This window comes from Thermotoga sp., assembly GCF_021162145.1.
Lineage (GTDB): Bacteria > Thermotogota > Thermotogae > Thermotogales > Thermotogaceae > Thermotoga.
This window is the reverse complement of the sequence record NZ_JAGGZH010000050.1, coordinates 1-19,555: the sequence shown is the minus strand read 5'-3', so window position 1 is coordinate 19,555 and position 19,555 is coordinate 1. Positions and strand designations below refer to the sequence as shown.

The window sequence follows — 19,555 nt, the reverse complement described above, 5'->3', positions numbered from 1 at the left end:
GTGTCCTGAAAAAGCGAGATTTTTTCCCGTGTATTCAAGATCAACCTTGTCCAAAGGCTCATAGTTCCACGAATGATTTCTCAGCTCTCCCCCCATGGATATCATCCTTTCAAGGATCGGTAGTGTGCTTTCGTTTAGTCTCTGTCCTACAGGGAAGAAAGTGGTCACAATACCGTGTTCTTCTAGCACGTCCAGTACCTCCAACATGAGTTTCGTGTCCGGGCCATCGTCAAAAGTCAATGCTATCAGTTTCATCTCGCCCCCTCTCCAGCAAGCAGCAAACTCGCCGTAACCAGAAGGGGTGTAAGAAGCATCCGAACGTTCATCTGCCTGCAAGTCTCCTTCTGAGGATATCGAGCGTTACTGCCACGACAATGACGATACCGATAACTACGTTGTGCCAGTATGTAGAAACGTTTAGAAGAACAAGTGCGTTCCAGAGAAGGCTGATGATGCTAGCACCTATGATAGCTCCCAGAACACTTCCTTCTCCTCCTGTGAGGCTCGTTCCGCCAATCACGGTGGAGGCTATGGCGTAGAGTTCGTACATGCTACCAACACCTGGTTGTCCCTGAGAAAGTCTTGCGGCGATAATGATTCCCACCAACCCGGCGAGTAAACCAGATGTCATGAAAGCGATCATTCTTACTCTGTCTACGTTGACACCCGAGAATCTCGCTGCAATTTCGTTTCCACCGGATGCCCTCAGATGCTTTCCATAGACTGTTTTTCTGAGGAAGAAATCGGTAACAAAGGCGACAGCTATCAGTATCCACACAGGAATCGGGATTTTCAAAACCTCACCCTGTCCGATTTTAAGGAAGGACGAAGGAAGACCTATGATGGGCCAACCTTTCGTGATCACGGCCGCCATACCGCGGGCGATCGTCAGAGTACCGAGTGTGATGATGAAAGCAGGAACTTTGAGCTTGGTCACAAACAACCCATGCCACGCTCCAACTCCAATGGAGAAGAGGAGTATGAGGATCAGAGATATCCACACGGGAACTCCGTGTGTCATGAGCCAGGCGACCATAACTCCCGTCAGCGCCACCATGGAGCCGGGAGAAAGGTCGATGGCTCCTCCTCCAGAGATGATCACAAAGGTCTCCCCGATCGCCAGAAGACCAAAGATGGCGATCTGTCTTCCAAGGGCCTGAAGGTTGAACGTTGTCAGAAAGCGTGGATTCAGTATGGCTGTGAAGACGGCGAGGCTGATGAGTGCAACAAGAGGTCCAAGTTCTCTGAAAGCTTTTTGCTTGAATTTTGCTGCCAAGTTATTTCCCCCCTCAATAACATCTGTCGAATATCTCTTCCATATCCTTTGCTGTCAGGTTTCCTGGTGTTGCTATCACCACTCCGTTCAGAATTCGATAACCGGTTTCTGCCATCTTGGGTATGTCTTCTTTTTTCACACCGAGCTCGCTGAGACGTTTGTTCAGCCCGAACATTTCCTGGAAATCCCTGAGTTTCTTGATGGCAAGTCTTCCGGCTTTTTTATCGTCTGTTTCATATACACCGAATACTTCTCTTCCCACGATGGCGAGCCTTCCGTACACATGATCAAATATGTACTCGAATAGATAAGGTCCCGTGATACACAACCCAAGACCGTGGGTGATCTCCGGATAGAAACCACTGAGACCATGTTCCAGTGCGTGGTTTGCAATGACACCGGTCAATGTTTCTGTGATACCGGCTTCGGTGCTGGCCCACGTGAGGTTTGTCCTGGCTTCTATGTCTTCTCCGTTATCGTAAGCAACGGGGAGATACGTCACGATTCTTTTCATGGCGTCCAGTGCGAGGACATCCGAATAGGGGTTTGCGTTCACATTCAGAAAGGCCTCTATCGCGTGATAGAAAGCGTCCATTGAGGTGTAGGCGGTCTGATCTTTGGGAAGAGTCTTCATCACTTCGGGATCGATGAGCGACAAGATCGGGAAAGTGTTTCTGTACCCGATCCCCACCTTTTCTTTCGTCTCTGGATTCGTGATGACAGCGAACGGATCAGCTTCTGTGCCAGTACCATGGGTAGTGGGAATCGCAACGACGGGGATGGACTTCTCGGGAATCTTTCCTCCTCCCACGGGAACGTAATCCCAGAACTTTCCTTCGTTCGGAGCGGTGATAGAAATCGCTTTTGCGCTGTCTATAGGGCTTCCCCCACCGAGACCTACGATGAAATCTACCTTCTCCTTTCTCACAATTTCTGCTGCTTCATCGACGTGATCTGAGATCGGGTTGGGAACGATCTTGTCGAAGACGATGCTTTCTATTCTACTCCTTTTGAGAAGATCCTGCACCCGCTGAAGCAGACCAGTCTTTTTTGTGCTGGATCTTCCAGTGACGATCAACGCTTTTTTTCCAAGTTTTTTCGTTCTTTCTCCCAGCTCATCTACCGCTCCCACTCTGAAAACGATTTCTGTCGGAAGATAACAAGATATCTTGAACATGTTAGCACCTCCTTCATTGGACCTCTTCTATGATGTCTTCCACAGCCAGCACAGCCGCGCCAACGAGGTTCGGACTGATGTTTCTGAAAATGGTGGGCCTTATCCTCAATCTCTTCACGGCCGACTTCAAGGCCCTCTGATGCACGTAATCCTTTATGATGGAAAGGAAACTTTCCCCGAGGTCCACGACTTCCCCACCGAGGATGACAAGCTCCGGATTCAGTATGTTCACAAGGTTGACGATCCCAACAGCGATGTTCTCTGCGAACCGGGTCAGCACTCTTCGAGCATCGTTTTTTTGCTTTAGTGCTTGAAATTTCTCGATAGCGTTTCTGCCCTCTAGTTCCCTCCCATACTGATCGATTGCCCAGTTTATTGATGAGACTAGCTCCCAACATCCCCAGTTGGAACAGTGACATTGTCTATCAGAGTACATGTTCACAGTCATGTGCCCCGCTTCGCCTGCTGTGAAAGAAGGACCTCTGAAGATCTTCCCGTCAATCATCAATCCAGTTCCAACACCTTCTCTGATGATTATGAAAACTGCTTCTTCCACGTTCCTCAGATCCTCGGAATGGTACTTTTCAGCGAGCATGGAGAGGTTTGCTTCGTTGTCCGCAAGGACAGGAACGTCAACCTCCAGAAGTTTTTCTATGCTCACGTTCTCCCACTCGAGATTTGGAGCGAGAAGAATTTTTTTCTCCTCCATGTCCACCATTCCTGGAATGGAAAGTGAGATCCTTGAGATTCTGCGCTCACGTGAAACGCGTTCGTATATCTCTTTCACCATTTTGAAGAACTCTTCTGGCTCTTTTGGCGTGTCGAACGTACCTCGAAGTTCCACTTCTCCATCGAAAAAACCGATACCATAGGTGGTGATGTTCACCCCTATGTCGAAAACAAGACTCAGAAAGGCTCCTTTTTTCAGATCAAGAAGTACCCTGCGCCTTCCCGGAGTGCTTTTTCCCATCGTTCCGATCTCTCTTATGTACCCTTCGTCTATGAGCTCTTTAGTCAGTCTCGTCACACTACTTGGGGTGAGACCTGTGATCTCTGATATGTCCGACCTGGAGAGAGGATGATTTTCATGGATCACTTTGAGGATGTTTTTTTTGTTAAGGATCTTTATCCTCGGTGAGTTGTATTTCAACTTCGATACCTCCTTGGCAGGTTTCGAATTATGTTCACATTAATTATATGCAGGAATTAATTTAAAATCAAGGTCGAATATCTGTGATGATAAATCTTTATAACCGTTTAACGGCGATTATCGAAATTTATCCTCAGAAATCTCAGTTTTTCAGTGATTTCCTCCACTCCCTTGGCGGTGACCCTTTCTTTTTCTTCGGACTGGTACCACCCTTCGATGAAACCGAATTCCTCTGCCAGTTTCAAAATTTTTTCATACTCTTCCTGGCGGAGTTTCCTATTTATTTCAGGAAATTTTCTGGCGTCGAAATGAGGTATGTACTGATTCATTATGGAAAGAGGGATCCTTGTGGAGAGACTTGAGAGAAAGGAAAAGACCTCTGAATAATCTACAACGTTTCCGGGAAGAACGAGCATTCTGATTATGAGACCTTTCATCTTTTTCTCGTTGAAAGGACCCACCTGTCTGAACATCTCGATTGTTGCTTTTTGAACCACTGACCAGTAATTCGGGGTTTTTGAGTATTTCAGAGATGCTTCGTTGTTCGAATACCTCACATCGGAAAGATAGATGTCCACGATGTCTTCCAGAAATTTGAGTATCTCTGGATCTTCGTACCCGCTGGTGTTGTAAACGATAGGAAGTTCCAGCCCCTCTTTGATCGCAATCTTCAGAGCCGACACTATGAACGGCAGATGCGGTGTGGGGGTGACGAGGTTTAGGGTCTTCGCACCACGTTCCTGAAAGATGAGGAATATCTCTGCAAGATCATCCACCCTGATCTCCGTTCCGACACCTCTCTGACTAAATCCCATGTTTTGACAGTAGACGCACCTCATGTTACACCCACTGAAAAAGATCGTTCCGGCACCACCTTTTCCAGAGATGGGTGGCTCTTCTCCAAAATGCAAGACGGCGTTTGATATCTTTGGAAGGGCGTAGAGACCACAGAAACCAACTTCTCTGTACCTGTTGACTCCACACTTTTTGGGACAGAGTCGACATTCTCTCAAGTTTTCCCACAGAGTATCTTCAATCTCCTCGATTCTCTTCAGTTTCTCCCGGTACATACTCGATCTTTGCTCCCAGTTTTCCAAGCTTTTCCATGACATTCTCGTATCCTCTGAAAATATGTTCAACGCTGCTTATCTCTGTTGAACCTTCTGCGATGATCCCTGCTATGAGCAGGGCCGCCGTTGCCCTGAGGTCGGTTCCTTCAACGGGAGCACCGCTAAGCTTTTCCACTCCTCTCACTATGGCAACGTTTCCGGATACCTCTATGTCTGCCCCCATTCTCTTCAGTTCATCGACGTGGAGAAATCTCGTTTTGAATACGTTTTCTGTGATGACGGAGACTCCTTTTGCCACAGAAAGGTACACCATCATCTGGGGTTGAAGATCAGTGGGAAAACCTGGGTAGGGATTCGTGGTGATGTCCACTGCTTTTTGTCTTCCCTTCATGCTGATCTCTATAGAATCGCTGTAGATTCTCAGTCTGGTACCCGTTTGCTCCAGTTTTTCGAGAAAGTTCATGAGGTGGTCAGGTCTCACGTTCTTCACCAGACCTTCTCCTCTGCTCGCGGCGATGGCAATCAGGTATGTCCCCGCTTCTATTCGGTCTGGAATGATTCTGTATTGAGTCCCTTTCATCTTCTTGACTCCGAAGATTTCTATACGACTGGTACCAGCTCCTTTTACATTACCTCCCATCGCGTTCAGAAAGTTCTGAAGGTCGACGATCTCTGGTTCCATGGCGGCGTTTTCTATAACAACACGCGTTCTGTTCAAAAGAGAGGCGGTTGTCATGAGGTGCTCCGTTGCTCCAACACTCGGAAACGGAAGTGTGATCGTAACATCATCCACCCTTTTTTCGAGCATGGCTTCAACAAAACCGTGCTCCACCTTTATGGAAAAACCGAGTCTTTTGAGACCTTCCAGGTGAAAGTCGACGGGTCTCACACCTATGGAACACCCACCAGGTAGAGCAACTCTTGCCCTTCCTGTTCTTGCGGCTATCGGTCCGAGTACGTTGAAGGACGCTCGCATCTTTCTGACCGGTTCGTAGGGTACCTCTTGGGATATATCTTTCACCCTTTTCACGGTGAGACTGTTGCCATCGAATGTGACTTCGAAACCGATCGAGGTCAGGATATCTCTCATAACGAAAACGTCCTGAAGTTTTGGGATGTTCTCAAGAAATATTTCTTCATCGCACAAAATAGATGCCGCCATTATAGGTAAGGCAGCGTTTTTGGATCCAGATATTTCCACTTCACCTCTGAGGGTCGTTTCCCCTTGAACTAGGAATTTACCCAATTATGACACCGCCTTTTTTAGCTCAGAAACTGCTTTCTCCAAATCCATGAAATCCTTCGGATAACTTTTAAAAGCGATTTTGTACTCTACCGGTATATCCTTGATGAAGTTTTCGATCCTTTCTGCGATCTTCGGCGCCACACTCTTCGGCACATCAACGACGAAGAGAGCGAAGATGTCTTCGGAGTACCTTCCAACGCTGTCGAGCGGTACTCTTACACACTCTTTCAGAACTTTCCCCACCCTCATGAGTGTGCTTTCCTTCTCCTCACCACGGGATTGTACTTTCACGAAGAAGATCGTGTACGGTATGTTCTCCTCGAATGATCTTTGATGCTGGTAAGAAAGAAGCCTCAGAAAGTGATCTTTCGAGTAAACTCTCGTCAGTGGATCGATCATCTTTTTAGTTCCGAGCTTTTCGAAGAAGTCATCGAAGACCTGGAACTGCTTTTTCAGTACTTCGTTGTACTCTTCGATGAGTGATTCCAACTCTTTCTCCCTTTCTTGACATTGCTTGAGCTTCTTTTCGAGCTCTTCGATTCTTTTCAGAAGTTCCGCATGGCCGCTCACATTGAACACCCCCAAATGGCTTCGTCAGAGATATTATATACTGTAGATGTTCTTACGATATTCTACCATGGTGAGTCAGCGAAGAGGTGAGACAGTGATAGTCGATTACAGAGACTTGGAGAACTTTATGATGTGTCCTAGAAAATTCTGCCTCAGCAGAGAGCTGGAACGCCCTCACTTGAGTGTTCCTGAAAATCTTCTGTTTGTGGGGTTTTCTCTGGAAAGCCCCGTCATCGAGGGTGAGTTTGAAGGCATACGGTTGATCTCGAAACCGGATCTGGTTGTGAAAGAACGAGATGGATGGAAGATTGTGTTGAAAAAGCGGGCAAAGAAGTTCAAGGAAAAATACGCCCTGGAAGCTGCCTATCATGCTTTCGTGTTCACGAGGGCTGGTTTGATCGTCGAGGGGGTAGAAGTTCTATCGGACAGCTTTTCGCGGAGGATGGAGAACTGGAGGAATCTGGTGCCGATTATTGAGAACATTTTGTTGGAGATGGTGAGAATCTCGGAAGATCCCGATCCGAAGGTAGGGAGGCATTGCAGATACTGTGATTTTCTTGAAGAGTGTGAAAAGAGGTTGCTCGAAAGGAAAAGTATTCTACTTGTGAATGGTATCGGTGAAGAGACGAGGAGAATCCTTCGCAGAATGGGAATAGAAACTCTGGAGGACCTTTCAAATGCTGATCAGAGAGTTCTGGAAAAGATCTTTGGAAGGGAGAAAGGAAAGAGGTTCATCCTGGCAGCTCGTGCCTTTCTCGAGAATCGGGTGATAATGATCGAACCTCCCGGGGACTTGCCAGAAGGGATAGTAGTGGATATAGAGTACTATCCAACCGAGGAGAGGGATTTTCTATACGGATTTTTGATGGGTGATGAATACAGGTACTTCCTGTTCGAGGAGGAAAAAGATGAACTAGCCGAATTTTTGGACTCCCTGGACAACGGTGTGAGGTTCTACCATTACCATGGTCCCGAGAGGCGAAAGATCCTGCGAATGGTTGAAAACAAAAAAATAACCTTGCTCGATGTCTTTTCTATCCTGAGGCGTCACTTTGTTTTCCCCGTTATGTCTTACTCTCTCAAAAGGATAGCCAGGTACCTCGGTTACAAGTGGAGAACATCTCTGAATGGCTATGAAATAATCTCACTTTACGAAAACTGGCGGAGGACAAAGAACGAGGAGATACTCAAACAGATGCTCCTCTACAACGAAGATGATGTGAGAGCAACGAAGAGAGTGCTGGATTTCATGAGATCTCACTCCTCCTTCTCGTAAGGAACACCATCGGCTGCAGGTGGTCTGGTTCTCCCGATCAGACCCGCCACAACCACGAGGGTGACGATGAATGGAAAAAGGTTAAAAAGAGGTTTGACAGTCGCCGATACGTTGAGCAAGTGGCTACTCTGGAATTGATTAGCAAGAGCCTCGGACATGCCAAAAAGAAGACACGCCCACATAGCACCGATGGGGTTCCAGTTACCAAGTATCATGGCGGCCAGAGCGATGAATCCCCTTCCACCCGTCATGAGTTCTCTGAAATTTCCCACTTCACCTATTGAGAGGAAGGCTCCTCCCATAGAAGCCAATGCCCCGCTCATGAGTACTCCAAAGTACCTGATTTTGAAGACGTTAACACCGAGGGTGTCTGCTGCTTCCGGGTTTTCCCCCACCGCTCTCATTCTCAGACCGAGGGGTGTTTTGTATATCAGAAACCACGTGAAAGCCACCAAGGCGAAGGCAAGAAGGACTATGGGACTGATGGTGCCGATCGCTTCCCCGAGGAACGGGATGTTCGAAACACCAGGAATGTTTATTTCATCGATCCTGCCAACGTAGGGAGTTTGACCCGGCTGGCCGAATATTGGTTCCATGAGAAATCCTGTCAACCCCTGTGCAACAAGGATTAAAGCGGTGGCGCTCACTATTTGATTTCCTCTCCATTTGATACTCGCCCAGGCGTGGAACCAGGAAAAACCAATGCCAATGGGAATAGAGAGCAAGAATCCGAGCCAAGCGCTTCCGGTGTAGTAAGCAATCACCACAGAAGAGAAGGCACCCAGTAGCATGATACCTTCCAGGGCGATGTTTACAACCCCCGTGATTTCACTGAACACTCCCCCAAGCGAGGCGAAAAGAAGAGGAGTCGAGGCGGTGAGTGTGAGCTTGTAGAAGAGGGGGTTCGTGAATATATTCCACAGGCCTTCGAGGATCTTCATCTTCTCACCTTCTTGGCTCTGAGCAAAGTTTTGACGATCCTGTCGGCAGCGACGAGAAATATCACGATACCCTGTATGATGGTAACGATGTGTTTTGGAACACCGACAAACTGCATGTTGCTAGATCCTGTCCTGAGGGAAGCAATGAGAAAAGAGGCGAAGATTATTCCGATGGGATGATTTTGACCGATCAGGGCGATTGATATCCCATCGAAGCCCTTGCCACCGGAGAGAGTTCCAAGAAATCGATGGTGAAGCCCCATGACCTCGAGAGCCCCTGCAAGTCCAGCCAGTGCCCCACTTATCGCCATGGACATGACAGTGTTCTTCGAAATACTTATTCCACCGTACTCAGCGGCATAGGGGTTGAATCCGGTTGCTTTGACTTCGTAGCCGGTCTTCGTTTTCTCAAGAACGATGTATATCACAATAGCCGCGATGATTGAAATCACAATACCGGATGTCATCTCGAGGGCTCCAACGGTGACGATAGGGGGAAGTTTTGCAGAAGGAGCAATCTCTGGACTTTTTGGAGTCCCAGAGCCGACTGCCAGCGGTCCGGTGATGAGATAGGAGGAGATGTAAGTCGCTATCCAGTTCAGCATGATGGTGGTGACGACCTCGTGAGCGCCCGTTTTCGCTTTTAGATACCCCGCTATGGATGCCCACGCTGCACCACCTATCATACCGGCGATCATCGTCAACGGAATGGCAAGCGATGGTGGAACGCCTCTCATATTCATCCCGACCACTGTGGCAAGTATGGCACCCATTATCATCTGTCCTTCTGCTCCGATGTTGAAAAGGCCTGCCCTGAAGCCGAATCCAACAGCGAGTCCCGTCAATATCAACGGGGTGGTCTTTATAATTGTATCTGCAAGAGCCTGAAGATCCCCGAAAGCTCCTTCTATCATGGCCTTGTAGGCTGTTACAGGGTTTTGTCCTATCATCACGATCACGGCGGCTGCTATCAAGAGAGCTATTATGACTGAGAAGAGCGGAACAAGAAATGCCCAGAGCCTTCCTCTCATTTTCTAATCTCCTCCAGTCTGTGCCCCGCCATCATCAAACCTATTTCTTCTCTGCTTGTCTCTTCTGGTCTTACTTCTCCCATTATCTGACCTTCGTACATCACGAGAATGCGGTCGCTCAGGGAAAAGATTTCATCCAGCTCCATGGAGATGAGAAGGATTCCGACATTGCTGTCCCGCATGGAGACGAGTGTCTTGTGAATGAACTCTATGGCTCCCACATCGAGACCCCGTGTTGGCTGGGCCACTATGAGGAGCTCTGGTGAAAAACTCAGCTCACGAGCAACTATTATTTTTTGCTGATTTCCCCCCGAAAAACTTCCAGCGAGGAGTTCGACGTTTCTCGGTCTGATATCGAATTTCTCGAAAAGTTCTCTTGAGAAGGACTTTATCTCTTTGATGTTGAGAAAGCCGTTTTTCACGAAAGGTTCTACCATGTGTCTTCCAAGAATGGTGTTAAAGTAGGCGGGGAAGTCAGCTATGAGGCCCCTTTTCAGGCGATCTTCGGGAACATGGTAGATACCAAGGTCCCTCAGACGTTTTGGGTCGTACCCTGTGATATCTCTTCCTTTGAAAAGTACTTTCCCCTTTTCCACTTTTCTCAGTCCGGCGATTGCTTCTACGAATTCGGATTGACCGTTGCCTGCCACACCGGCTATGCCCACTATCTCTCCTCTTCTCACCTCGAGTGAGATACCTTTCACCGCGTCCAGACCCCGGTTGTCCTTGACCCACAGGTCCTTCACTTCAAGGAGAGTTTCTCCGGGTTCTTTTGGTCTCTTCTCGACGGTTAAGACTACGTCTCTTCCCACCATCAACCTTGCTATTTCCTGGGGGGATGTCTGAGAAGTGATGAGATTTCCCGTTACCCTTCCCTGTCTCATCACAGTGATTCTGTCGGAGATGACCATGACTTCGTTCAATTTATGGGAAATGAAGATGATTGTTTTTCCACTTTTCTTCAATCTTTTCAGGATATCGAACAGTTCTTCCGTCTCCTGTGGTGTCAGGACCGCTGTTGGTTCGTCGAGGATGAGAATGTCGACACCTCTGTAGAGAGTTTTTATGATTTCCACTCTCTGCTGAAGACCAACAGGCATGTCTTCTATTTTCATGTCGACATCCACCATGAGACCGTACTCTTCCGAGAGTCTTTTCACTTCATCCCTTGCTCTTTTTCTGTCCAGAACCAATCCTTTCTTCGGTTCCATACCGATTATCACATTTTCGTAGGCAGTCAGATTGCCCACGAGCATGAAGTGCTGATGAACCATGCCTATTCCGTATTTTATGGCATCGGCGGGTCCGGAGAACTCAACTCTCTTTCCGTTTATGTATATCTCTCCTTCATCGGGTCTCAAAAGACCGTAGAGCTGTTTCATCAACGTGGTCTTTCCCGCTCCGTTTTCGCCCACAATGGCGTGTATCTCTCCTTTTTCCACGAAAAGATCGACATGGTCGTTCGCCAGAACTCCCGGAAATCTTTTGACGATGCCTTTCATCACGACGGCGTATTCCACCGAATCACCCCTGAAGTGAAGGAGGGGGGACTCCCCCCTCAGAACGGGAATTCTATCTTCGGCACTTCGAACGCGTCGAGTTCTTCCTGTGTCTCGGGAACTTTGAGAGTGCCGTCTTTCATGAGTTTTTCAAGATAGAGAAGCTCTGCTATGACTCTGTTTGGTACGATTCCCTTCGTGTACTTCATCGGACTTATTCCGACCGCATCTTGAGAGATTCCAAGGACTTTGTGACCACCTTCAAACGTTCCCTCGTATGCCCAGACGACGCCGTAGTAAGCAGCAACATCGACTCTTTTCATCGCACTCGCAAGAACGGCACCGGGAGCCATGTAATCCTGATCCATATCAACGCCTATGGCGAAGAAGCCCTTTTTGTTTTCTACGTAGTAGTCTATCAAGTCAACGAGATTGTCAGAACCTGCGAGGGCGGAAAATTTTTCTCTGGCAGCCTCTATAACACCATTTCCACAGGCTCCAGAGGCGTGGAACACGATGTCCGCACCCTCGGCGAACTGTGACATCGCGAGGTCCTTACCCTTTTTGGGGTCTTCGAAATCCTGCGTGTAACCCCTCAGTATCTTCACATTCTTTTTGTGAAGAACAGAGTAGGTCTTTATTCCTGCTTCGTAGCCATACCTGAACCTCTCCACCGGGGGGATGGGGATGCCTCCAACAAAGCCGACCGTTCCTGTCTGTGTCATGGCGGCTGCAACGTATCCGACGAGGAAGGCGGCTTCTTGTTCCTTAAACGTGAAGGTGATCACGTTGGGAAGGGTCTGTCCCTCTGGTGGTGTGATGTCGATTCCCACGAAGTACGTGTCTGGATACTGTTTTGCAACTTTGAAGAGGGCGTCTGTCATCATAAAACCTACAGCGAAGACCAAATCTGCCTCTTCCGCTGCCTTGCTGAGATTTGGTACATAGTCGGATTGTTCGTAAGACTGAATCACCTTCGCCTCAATTCCCAATTCCTCTGCCGCCTTCTTTATTCCCGCCCAGGTTCCATCGTTGAAAGACTTGTCACCAAGACCACCGATGTCCGTCACCATGACGACCTTAAAGCCGAACAGCGCGATCGCAAAGGCCAGAAAAACTACCATGAGAGCCTTCCTCATGGTTTCACCCTCCCTTTTACGAAATTTTTGTACAAGATAACGGCCGAAACGGCGATCAGAAGTATCTCCATATGAAAAGTGTGCACAGCAGAAGTTTCGAGGGCAATCGGAGAAATCCCACCTTCCACGAACACCTCAAGATGTTTCCAGTTGATGGCAGTCGAAAGAGTTGCGAATAGAGTTGCTCCGACCGGAATTAGAACGTATCTTCCCCCCAGAAGTGCGGCAAAGAACAATAGAAGAAACCAGAAGATTTCCTTCAATCCCGAGATTGTTTGATAAGATTTCAATGAAGGGTATTTTCGCTCCCCGGTGATAATGAAAGACACATCGGTTATCAAAGGATACCTGTTCAGAGAGGTTTTCAGATCTTCTTCAAAGTCATCCACGAACTTGTTTGAAGTGTACTCCGAAATCTTCTTCACCAGGCGTTTCAAGCTTTCAAGAGCACCTTTGTAACGCCCGTACCTGGCCCTTTCCTCTGAGAGGTAGTCTTCCAGCTTGCTGTTCATCTCTTTTGCGATTTTCAGACGCCTTTCGAAGTTCGATGTGGAGAAGAATTGAGAGCGTTCGTTTACCAAAAGAAAGATACCGCTCGGAGTTGGCTCGAATTCCTTCAAAGCGTCCTCTTTTAAAAACTTCTCTGGAACGAGACTCAGATATTCCACCAGTTGTTTTGTGTGTTCTTTGCTAGCTAGTGATACCGCTGACATTTCTCTGAGTATTTCTTTCACCCTGGAGGTACTGCTTTCAAAGACCTCTGATTTCAGCTGATCGTAGTAGGGAGACTCTTCGAATTCGCTGTCCATCCCAAGTTCCTGGACGGAGATGTAAGACGGCACGAACAGGAGTATCAAAAAGATAGCAGCAAGAAGAGGGTATCCGTACCTTTTTCTTCTGATGAGTAGAAGATTGAAGAAGATGAAGGCAAAAACCAGAACGCTTGAAAAGAGCATGTTCTCGATTGTGTTCAAGTGAATCGCATCCGTGGCCCATACAAACAGGATTTCCGAAGCGAGAATCAGCTGAAGGGTCAGTTGATACTTCTTTCTGAAGACGATCAAAAGAAGTCCATACAGGAGATATCTGAGCCACAAAAGATGAACCCTTTTTGGAGCAGTTCTTTCAAAGAGGTCAGCAATATCGTTCTGAACAGCGGAGATCTTGTTTTCTATCTCTCTCCATAGGAGATTGGCGTTTCTGTTCACGTTCCTTCTGTACTCGGATTGGTTTTTTGAGCTGAGCACGGTCTCAATAGCATTTTTTACTTTCCATTCGAAATCTTCTGGCAAAAGCTTGATGACGTCTTGTGAAACGTTTTGCTTCACGTCGAAAGAAAATCCCATGTTTTTGATCTCCAGGTCGAGTTCAACGGGAGGAGGAGCATTCGTACCACCGGTGTAGTAGGATAGGATCCACCTCAGCAGGTTCAAAGCGTTCGAGCGAATGTACATCTTGTACTCGCCGAAAAAGGAGTTGAACGAAGGAGAATTTTTCAAGGTACTTTTGGAAGGCTCGGAACCAGCCATTTCAGATTGAATGTAGGCAAGGAAAAGAGCGTTGGCCAGTTTTTTCTCCCAACTCTCTTCTCTCCAGTTTCGATACATTACGAAAAGATAATCCCCTACCGTTTTTGCGAATTCAGTTTTCTCCACGCTACCAATGAGAAGTCTTCGAAAGAATCTGTACTTTTGAAGTTGAGGAAGATTCTCATGAACGTACCTCACAAACGGATCTCGATAGGATCCACTTTTGTACTCATTCAACATTTGTTTGTATTCCAAAACGACTTTCTCTACATCGAGAGCAAAGGTAAGAAGAGGAATGAGTGTCAAAATCAGAATGATTCTTCTCACCGTCTCAACTCCCCAATTGGGATTATACCAGACAGGATATAATGTTTAGAGGGGTGACATCATGGGACGGATTCCAAAAGAGATAGTAGAGGAAGTGGAAAGACTTCGTGAGGAAATAGAATACCATAACTACAGATATTACGTGCTGAACGATCCTGTCATCACCGACGAAGAGTACGACAGGTTGATGAAAAGGCTCATAGAGCTAGAGAGAATGTACCCGGAGCTGGTTACTCCAGATTCCCCGACTCAGAGGGTTGGAGGAAAGGTTCTCGAAGGTTTCAAGGCGGTCAGGCACTCCACTCCCATGTTGAGCTTGGACAACATCTACAACGAAGAAGAGATTCTTGAATTCGACAGGCGTGTCAAAAAAGCCCTCCAAGAATCGGAAGTGGAATACGTCGCCGAGCTGAAGATAGACGGTGTTTCCATTGCTCTCAGGTACGAAAACGGCCGATTCGTTTTGGGTGCAACGCGTGGAGATGGAGTGAAGGGTGAGGACGTCTCCGAGAACGTGAAAACGGTTCGAAGCGTCCCTCTGAGGTTGAGGAAATCCCTCACCATCGAAGTGAGAGGGGAAATCTACATGCCGGTAGACGAATTCAAAAGGCTAAACGAAGAAAGAGAAGAGGAGGGACTTCCTCCTTTTGCCAACCCAAGAAATGCGGCTGCAGGAACTCTTCGTCAGTTGAACACCGCACTCGTAGCTTCGAGAAGACTCGACTCTTTCATCTACTATGTCGTTCATCCTGAAGATTACGGACTCAAAACCCAGTGGGAGGCGCTTCAGTTTCTGAAAGAAGTGGGATTCAAGGTGAATCCACACTCGAGGTTGTGTAGGAACATACAAGAGGTGATCGAGTACTGGAAGGAGTGGAAAGAGAGAAAGAGGGAGCTGGATTACTGGGTCGATGGCGTCGCGGTGAAGGTGAACAGGTTCGATTTTCAAAAAATCCTCGGCGAAACTTCCAAGGCACCAAGGTGGGCGATCGCCTTCAAATTTCCTGCAGAACAGGCCAGAACGAAGATCCTGGATATCACAATACAGGTCGGTCGAACAGGAGTTCTGACGCCGGTGGCAGAACTCGAACCCGTTCAACTGGCAGGAACGATCGTGAAAAGAGCTTCCCTTCATAACTTCGAGCACATAAAAGAAAAGGATATACGCATAGGTGACTACGTCTTCGTGGAAAAGGCAGGAGGCATCATTCCTCAGATAGTTAAGCCGATTCCCGAGTTGAGAACAGGAGACGAAAAGGAAATAAAGCCTCCTCAAAAATGCCCGGTGTGTGGTGGAAAAGTGGGGAAATTATCTCCCGACGAAGTCGCCATCAGGTGTTTGAATCCTCACTGTCCAGCGAAGTTGAAGAGGGCGTTGAGAACGTTTGTATCCCGGGAAGCTCTAGATATCGAAGGACTCGGTGAAAAGATCATAGGCAGATTGGTGGACGCGGGTTTGGTGAAAGACATAGCAGATATCTTCTATCTCACACCCTTCGATCTTGCACAGCTGGGGTCTGGTGTCGGTCAGAGGACGATCGCCAAGATCCTGCAGGAGATCGAGGAAGCAAAGAAAAGGCCTCTCCACAAGCTCATAACAGGTCTTGGTATTCCCATGGTGGGTCAGAAAACGGCGAAGATTCTGGTGGAGCATTTCAAATCTCTGGAGGCGATTGCCGACGCTTCCTACGAGGCGTTGAAGGATATATCGGGCATCGGTCCAGAGATAGCAAGGAGTATAGTGGAGTACTTCAGAAATCCGAAAACAAGAGAGATCGTAGAAAAATTGAAGAAAGCAGGTGTGAAACTTGAAGAAAAAGCTGTGAAGTACGATGTATTGAAGGGATTGACATTTGCTGTAACCGGTACACTCAAAAACTTCACAAGGGAGGAAATCGTCGAATTTCTTGAAAAATTGGGGGCGAAGGTCGTCAATTCGGTGAGCAAGAACACCGATTACCTCATCGTCGGAGAAAATCCGGGTTCCAAATACGAGAAGGCGAGGACATTGAAAGTGAAGACGATGAACGAGGAGGAATTTCTGAAATTCCTAGAGAAGAGGGCAAAACTGAAAGGTTACAACTTCGATGAAATCATGAGGAGATGGAAAGAATGGAGTTGATATTCGAAGGGAAACCCGCAAAAAGCTTTTGTTTCTCGCTGGTTTTCAGCGTTGGATGGAGAAACGAACCGCCACATCTGAAAAACTCCCTTTCAAAAATGCTGGAAGAGCTGACGAATTCTGTGAAAGAGAAAATCCCGGAGTACTTCGAAGTGTCCAGACACGTCGATGCGGAGTTTTCGGAGATCAGAGTGTGGGGCACCTCCAATGAGGCAAGTGTGTTGCTGGATGCCGTTCAGAACGTTCTTCTCCCACATCAGACACTTTTGGAGTTGGGAGGAGGTGTTTCATTCGCGGCTGCAGCCGGCGCAATAAAATCAGATGTGCTGAGGGAGATAGAGAAGATGAAAACACCAAAGGCACCAAAAAATCCGAAACTGTATGTCAAACCAAGAAATTTCTTCAAAACCTTTGAACTGAGCAGGATTGAAGAGTTGTTTCTATACCACCTGCTGAAAGAAACTTCTCGGGAGATCTATCTCGAACTTTCTCCTTTCGGGGACAGAATACATTACGGCAAGAACTTCCGTTTACCGCCGCTTCGTTCGATTCCTGAGAACAAGAAGAGATTCGAAGCTCTGGTCGCCAGGAAAGTGGAAACAACCTGTGGAACTGTGGATTTCCTTGTGAAGCTGAACATATTCAGAAGAGAAAGAGTCTTGATAAGGGACTTTTTCGAGAAAGTGCAGGATATAGATCTTCTAAAAAAACTCGACGTGATCGAGAAGATGTTCAGGAGGGTTTTGAGTTGAACATAAAGAAGGCAGAGTTCGTTGATCGTGTGAGGATCTTCGTGAAGGCAGGAGATGGTGGAAGCGGTTGCGTGAGTTTCAGAAGGGAAAAATACGTCCCCAAAGGAGGCCCCGATGGTGGGGATGGAGGGGACGGAGGATTTGTATTCCTCAGGGCCAATCCTTCCCTTTCAACGTTGATCGAGTTTGTGAACAAAAGGAAGTTTTTTGCGGAGAACGGAAAACATGGTATGGGGAAAAAGATGAAGGGAAGAAACGGAAGAGACCTTTACATAGATGTACCGGTTGGAACGGTTGTCAGAGATGTCACCACCGGGGAGATCATCGCTGACCTGGACGAGCCAGGAAAAGTGGTGTGTGTGGCGCGTGGTGGCAAAGGCGGAAGAGGAAACGCCCACTTTTCGACGTCCACAAGACAGGTTCCTCTGATCGCTGAAAGAGGAGAAAAAGGTGAAGCCAGATGGCTGGAGCTCGAGCTCAAAATTCTGGCAGACGTGGGACTCGTAGGATATCCGAACGTTGGAAAATCCTCTTTGATAGCGCGTATTAGTAATGCCAAGCCGAAGATAGCCAACTATCCTTTCACAACTCTCGTACCCAACCTGGGTGTTGTCAAGTACGGGGATTTCAGTTTCGTAGTCGCTGACATTCCTGGACTCATCGAAGGGGCGAGCAAGGGAGTTGGCCTCGGAAACGTCTTTCTGAGGCATGTTGAAAGATGCTTTGTGATAGTTCACATGCTCGATGTGAGTGGCTTTGAGAGGGAAGATCCGGCGAGAGACTATTTCATCATAAGAGAAGAGATGGAGAGGTACTCTCCGTTTCTCCTGAAAAAGCCGGAGATAGTGGTCGCCAACAAGATAGACCTTCTGGACAAAGAGAAACTTCCGCAAAAAATAAAGGAGCTCGAGAGTGCGATAGGAAAAGAAGTGATTCCGATTTCTGCTGTAACAGGTGAGGGAGTGAATCTCCTCCTTGACAGAGTGGCTTCCATAATTCAGAAAGAAAAGATAGAGAAGGAGGAGAGGAAAGAAAAAGAACACGTCATAAGGAAACCTGCCCCTGTCTGGAGAAGGCTCCCGGAGAGATTTCAAATAGAAGTTGTGAAGGAAAAAGATGGGTGCTGGATAGTTGATGGAGAAGGCCTCAGGGTGTGGGTGGAAAGGTTCGATCTGAATCAGAGAGATGCAAGGCTTCAGATTCTACAAGTTCTTGAAAAGAACGGTCTGGAAAGGAAATTGAAGGAAGCAGGGGTGAAAGAAGGAGATGTCGTCAGGATCGGAAATTTCGAGTTCGAGTACAAAGAGTAGAGTGGGAATATTCGGTGGAGCGTTCGATCCTGTACACGTTGGTCATGTTCTTGTGTGCCTTTACACTCTGGAGATTTTAAAACTGGACAGGCTTGTTGTGGTACCCGCTTACAACCCTCCTCACAAGAAGACACGCACTCCTTTCGAAAAGAGATTCGAATGGTTGAAAAGAGTCTTCAGCGGAATCGAAAGAGTGGAAGTGAGTGATTACGAGAGACAACGAGGAGGCGTTTCGTACTCGATCTTCACCATAGAGCATTTTTCCAAGTTGTATGGAACCAAGCCTTTCTTCATTGTTGGGGAAGACGCTCTCTCCTATTTCGAGAAGTGGTACAGGTACAGGGACATCCTTGAAAAAGCAACCCTCGTTGTCTACCCGCGTTATTGTGAAAAGCCCTACCATGAACACGCCAGGAAGGTGCTGGGTGATCTGAGCAAAATCATCTTCCTGGACATGCCCATAGTTCAGATCTCCTCCACGGAGATTCGAGAAAGGGCGCTTGCCGGAAAGACCTTGAAAGGGTTTGTTCCGGAGGAGATCAGGGAGGATGTGGAGGCTTTCTATGGTCAAAGTGGGTCTTGCACCGATGGCGGGGTACACTGACAGGGCCTTCCGCACTGTGTGCTTCGAATGGGGAGCAGATTTTGCCTTCTCCGAGATGGTGAGTGCAAAAGGTTTCTTGATGGATTCAGAGAAAACTAGAAAGCTTCTTCCCTCTCCAGAGGAAAGAAGCGTGGCCGTTCAGATATTCGGAAGCGATCCTGAAGAGCTTTCCAAAGCCGCCGAGATGCTCTCCGAAGAGTACTCATGGATAGATTTGAACGCCGGATGTCCTGTGAAGAAGGTGGTGAAAAGAGGAGCGGGTGGGGGTCTTTTGAGAAATCTGGATCTTCTCAAAGTAGTCGTGAGGGAAGTCAGAAAGCGCGTGAAGGGAAAGTTCACCGTTAAAACGCGCCTCGGTTGGGATAGAAATCAGATCTCGAAGATCTACGAGATCCTTGTGGGAGAAGGCGTCGACGAGGTGTTCATTCACGCCAGAACAGTCGCCCAGGCTTTCACGGACAAAGCCGATTGGAAGAGTCTTTCAGTTCTGGACAAAAGGATTCCCACCTTTGTGAGTGGAGATATATTCTCTCCAG

General features: G+C 47.6%; 18 protein-coding genes. 6 read left to right on the top strand and 12 right to left on the bottom strand.

Annotation, left to right across the window (positions count from 1 at the left end; all coding sequences use genetic code 11):
* The 7 genes from J7K79_RS03940 to J7K79_RS03910 form a co-directional block, all read right to left on the bottom strand.
* The coding region (locus J7K79_RS03940; protein WP_296905393.1) for a polysaccharide deacetylase family protein at positions 1 to 255 on the bottom strand (255 nt) is incomplete at its 3' end.
* Positions 256 to 322: 67 nt separating this feature from the next.
* The gene (locus tag J7K79_RS03935) at positions 323 to 1,276 is read right to left on the bottom strand and encodes an ABC transporter permease (RefSeq protein ID WP_296905390.1); all 954 of its coding nucleotides are present in this window, start codon (positions 1,274 to 1,276) and stop codon (positions 323 to 325) included.
* A 13-nt stretch (positions 1,277 to 1,289) separates the two neighbouring features.
* Complete coding sequence (locus tag J7K79_RS03930; protein WP_296905388.1) at positions 1,290 to 2,453, bottom strand: iron-containing alcohol dehydrogenase; 1,164 nt, start codon at positions 2,451 to 2,453, stop codon at positions 1,290 to 1,292.
* Positions 2,454 to 2,466: 13 nt separating this feature from the next.
* A complete protein-coding gene (locus J7K79_RS03925) occupies positions 2,467 to 3,603 on the bottom strand; it encodes an ROK family transcriptional regulator (protein ID WP_296905385.1) in 1,137 nt (378 codons plus the stop codon).
* A gap of 107 nt (positions 3,604 to 3,710) precedes the next feature.
* Entirely contained in the window at positions 3,711 to 4,673 is a 963-nt protein-coding gene (locus tag J7K79_RS03920; protein ID WP_296905383.1) for a radical SAM protein, read from the bottom strand.
* On the bottom strand, positions 4,636 to 5,919 hold the full coding sequence (gene murA, locus J7K79_RS03915) for a UDP-N-acetylglucosamine 1-carboxyvinyltransferase (protein WP_296905381.1): 1,284 nt from the start codon (positions 5,917 to 5,919) through the stop codon (positions 4,636 to 4,638). Before murA ends, J7K79_RS03920 begins: the two co-directional genes overlap by 38 nt.
* The gene (locus tag J7K79_RS03910; RefSeq protein ID WP_296905379.1) at positions 5,920 to 6,489 is read right to left on the bottom strand and encodes a diguanylate cyclase; all 570 of its coding nucleotides are present in this window, start codon (positions 6,487 to 6,489) and stop codon (positions 5,920 to 5,922) included.
* A gap of 94 nt (positions 6,490 to 6,583) precedes the next feature.
* On the opposite strand from J7K79_RS03910, the gene J7K79_RS03905 reads away from it, so the two are divergent.
* Positions 6,584 to 7,765 carry a TM0106 family RecB-like putative nuclease gene (locus tag J7K79_RS03905; RefSeq protein ID WP_296905376.1) on the top strand — a complete coding sequence of 394 codons (1,182 nt, stop codon included), beginning with the start codon at positions 6,584 to 6,586 and terminating at the stop codon, positions 7,763 to 7,765.
* Here the strand turns inward: J7K79_RS03905 and J7K79_RS03900 are convergent.
* Genes J7K79_RS03900 through J7K79_RS03880 form a run of 5 tightly spaced genes read right to left on the bottom strand, consistent with a single transcriptional unit; the run spans position 7,747 to position 14,231 of the window.
* Positions 7,747 to 8,706, bottom strand: coding sequence for an ABC transporter permease (locus tag J7K79_RS03900; RefSeq protein ID WP_296905374.1), 960 nt, complete (start codon positions 8,704 to 8,706; stop codon positions 7,747 to 7,749). The two genes, J7K79_RS03905 and J7K79_RS03900, sit on opposite strands and share 19 nt — an antisense overlap.
* Positions 8,703 to 9,737, bottom strand: coding sequence for an ABC transporter permease (locus tag J7K79_RS03895; protein WP_296905372.1), 1,035 nt, complete (start codon positions 9,735 to 9,737; stop codon positions 8,703 to 8,705). Before J7K79_RS03895 ends, J7K79_RS03900 begins: the two co-directional genes overlap by 4 nt.
* Positions 9,734 to 11,257, bottom strand: coding sequence for an ABC transporter ATP-binding protein (locus tag J7K79_RS03890; RefSeq protein WP_296905370.1), 1,524 nt, complete (start codon positions 11,255 to 11,257; stop codon positions 9,734 to 9,736). Before J7K79_RS03890 ends, J7K79_RS03895 begins: the two co-directional genes overlap by 4 nt.
* Before the next feature lie 38 nt (positions 11,258 to 11,295).
* A complete protein-coding gene (locus J7K79_RS03885; RefSeq protein WP_296905368.1) occupies positions 11,296 to 12,375 on the bottom strand; it encodes a BMP family ABC transporter substrate-binding protein in 1,080 nt (359 codons plus the stop codon).
* A complete protein-coding gene (locus tag J7K79_RS03880) occupies positions 12,372 to 14,231 on the bottom strand; it encodes a hypothetical protein (RefSeq protein ID WP_296905366.1) in 1,860 nt (619 codons plus the stop codon). Before J7K79_RS03880 ends, J7K79_RS03885 begins: the two co-directional genes overlap by 4 nt.
* A gap of 61 nt (positions 14,232 to 14,292) precedes the next feature.
* On the opposite strand from J7K79_RS03880, the gene ligA reads away from it, so the two are divergent.
* The 5 genes from ligA to J7K79_RS03855 all read left to right on the top strand — a co-directional run.
* The gene (gene ligA / locus J7K79_RS03875; RefSeq protein ID WP_296905364.1) at positions 14,293 to 16,353 is read left to right on the top strand and encodes an NAD-dependent DNA ligase LigA; all 2,061 of its coding nucleotides are present in this window, start codon (positions 14,293 to 14,295) and stop codon (positions 16,351 to 16,353) included.
* Positions 16,344 to 17,105, top strand: coding sequence for a hypothetical protein (locus J7K79_RS03870; protein WP_296905363.1), 762 nt, complete (start codon positions 16,344 to 16,346; stop codon positions 17,103 to 17,105). Before ligA ends, J7K79_RS03870 begins: the two co-directional genes overlap by 10 nt.
* Positions 17,102 to 18,415 (top strand): GTPase ObgE, encoded by a 1,314-nt coding sequence (obgE, locus tag J7K79_RS03865; protein WP_296905362.1) that lies wholly within the window; start codon positions 17,102 to 17,104, stop codon positions 18,413 to 18,415. The genes J7K79_RS03870 and obgE overlap by 4 nt, the downstream gene beginning before the upstream one ends.
* Positions 18,372 to 19,019, top strand: a complete 648-nt coding sequence (gene nadD / locus J7K79_RS03860) for a nicotinate (nicotinamide) nucleotide adenylyltransferase (protein ID WP_296905360.1) — start codon at positions 18,372 to 18,374, stop codon at positions 19,017 to 19,019. The genes obgE and nadD overlap by 44 nt, the downstream gene beginning before the upstream one ends.
* A partial coding sequence (locus tag J7K79_RS03855; RefSeq protein ID WP_296905357.1) for a tRNA-dihydrouridine synthase family protein occupies positions 18,979 to 19,555 on the top strand: 577 nt, incomplete at its 3' end. The genes nadD and J7K79_RS03855, both read left to right, overlap by 41 nt.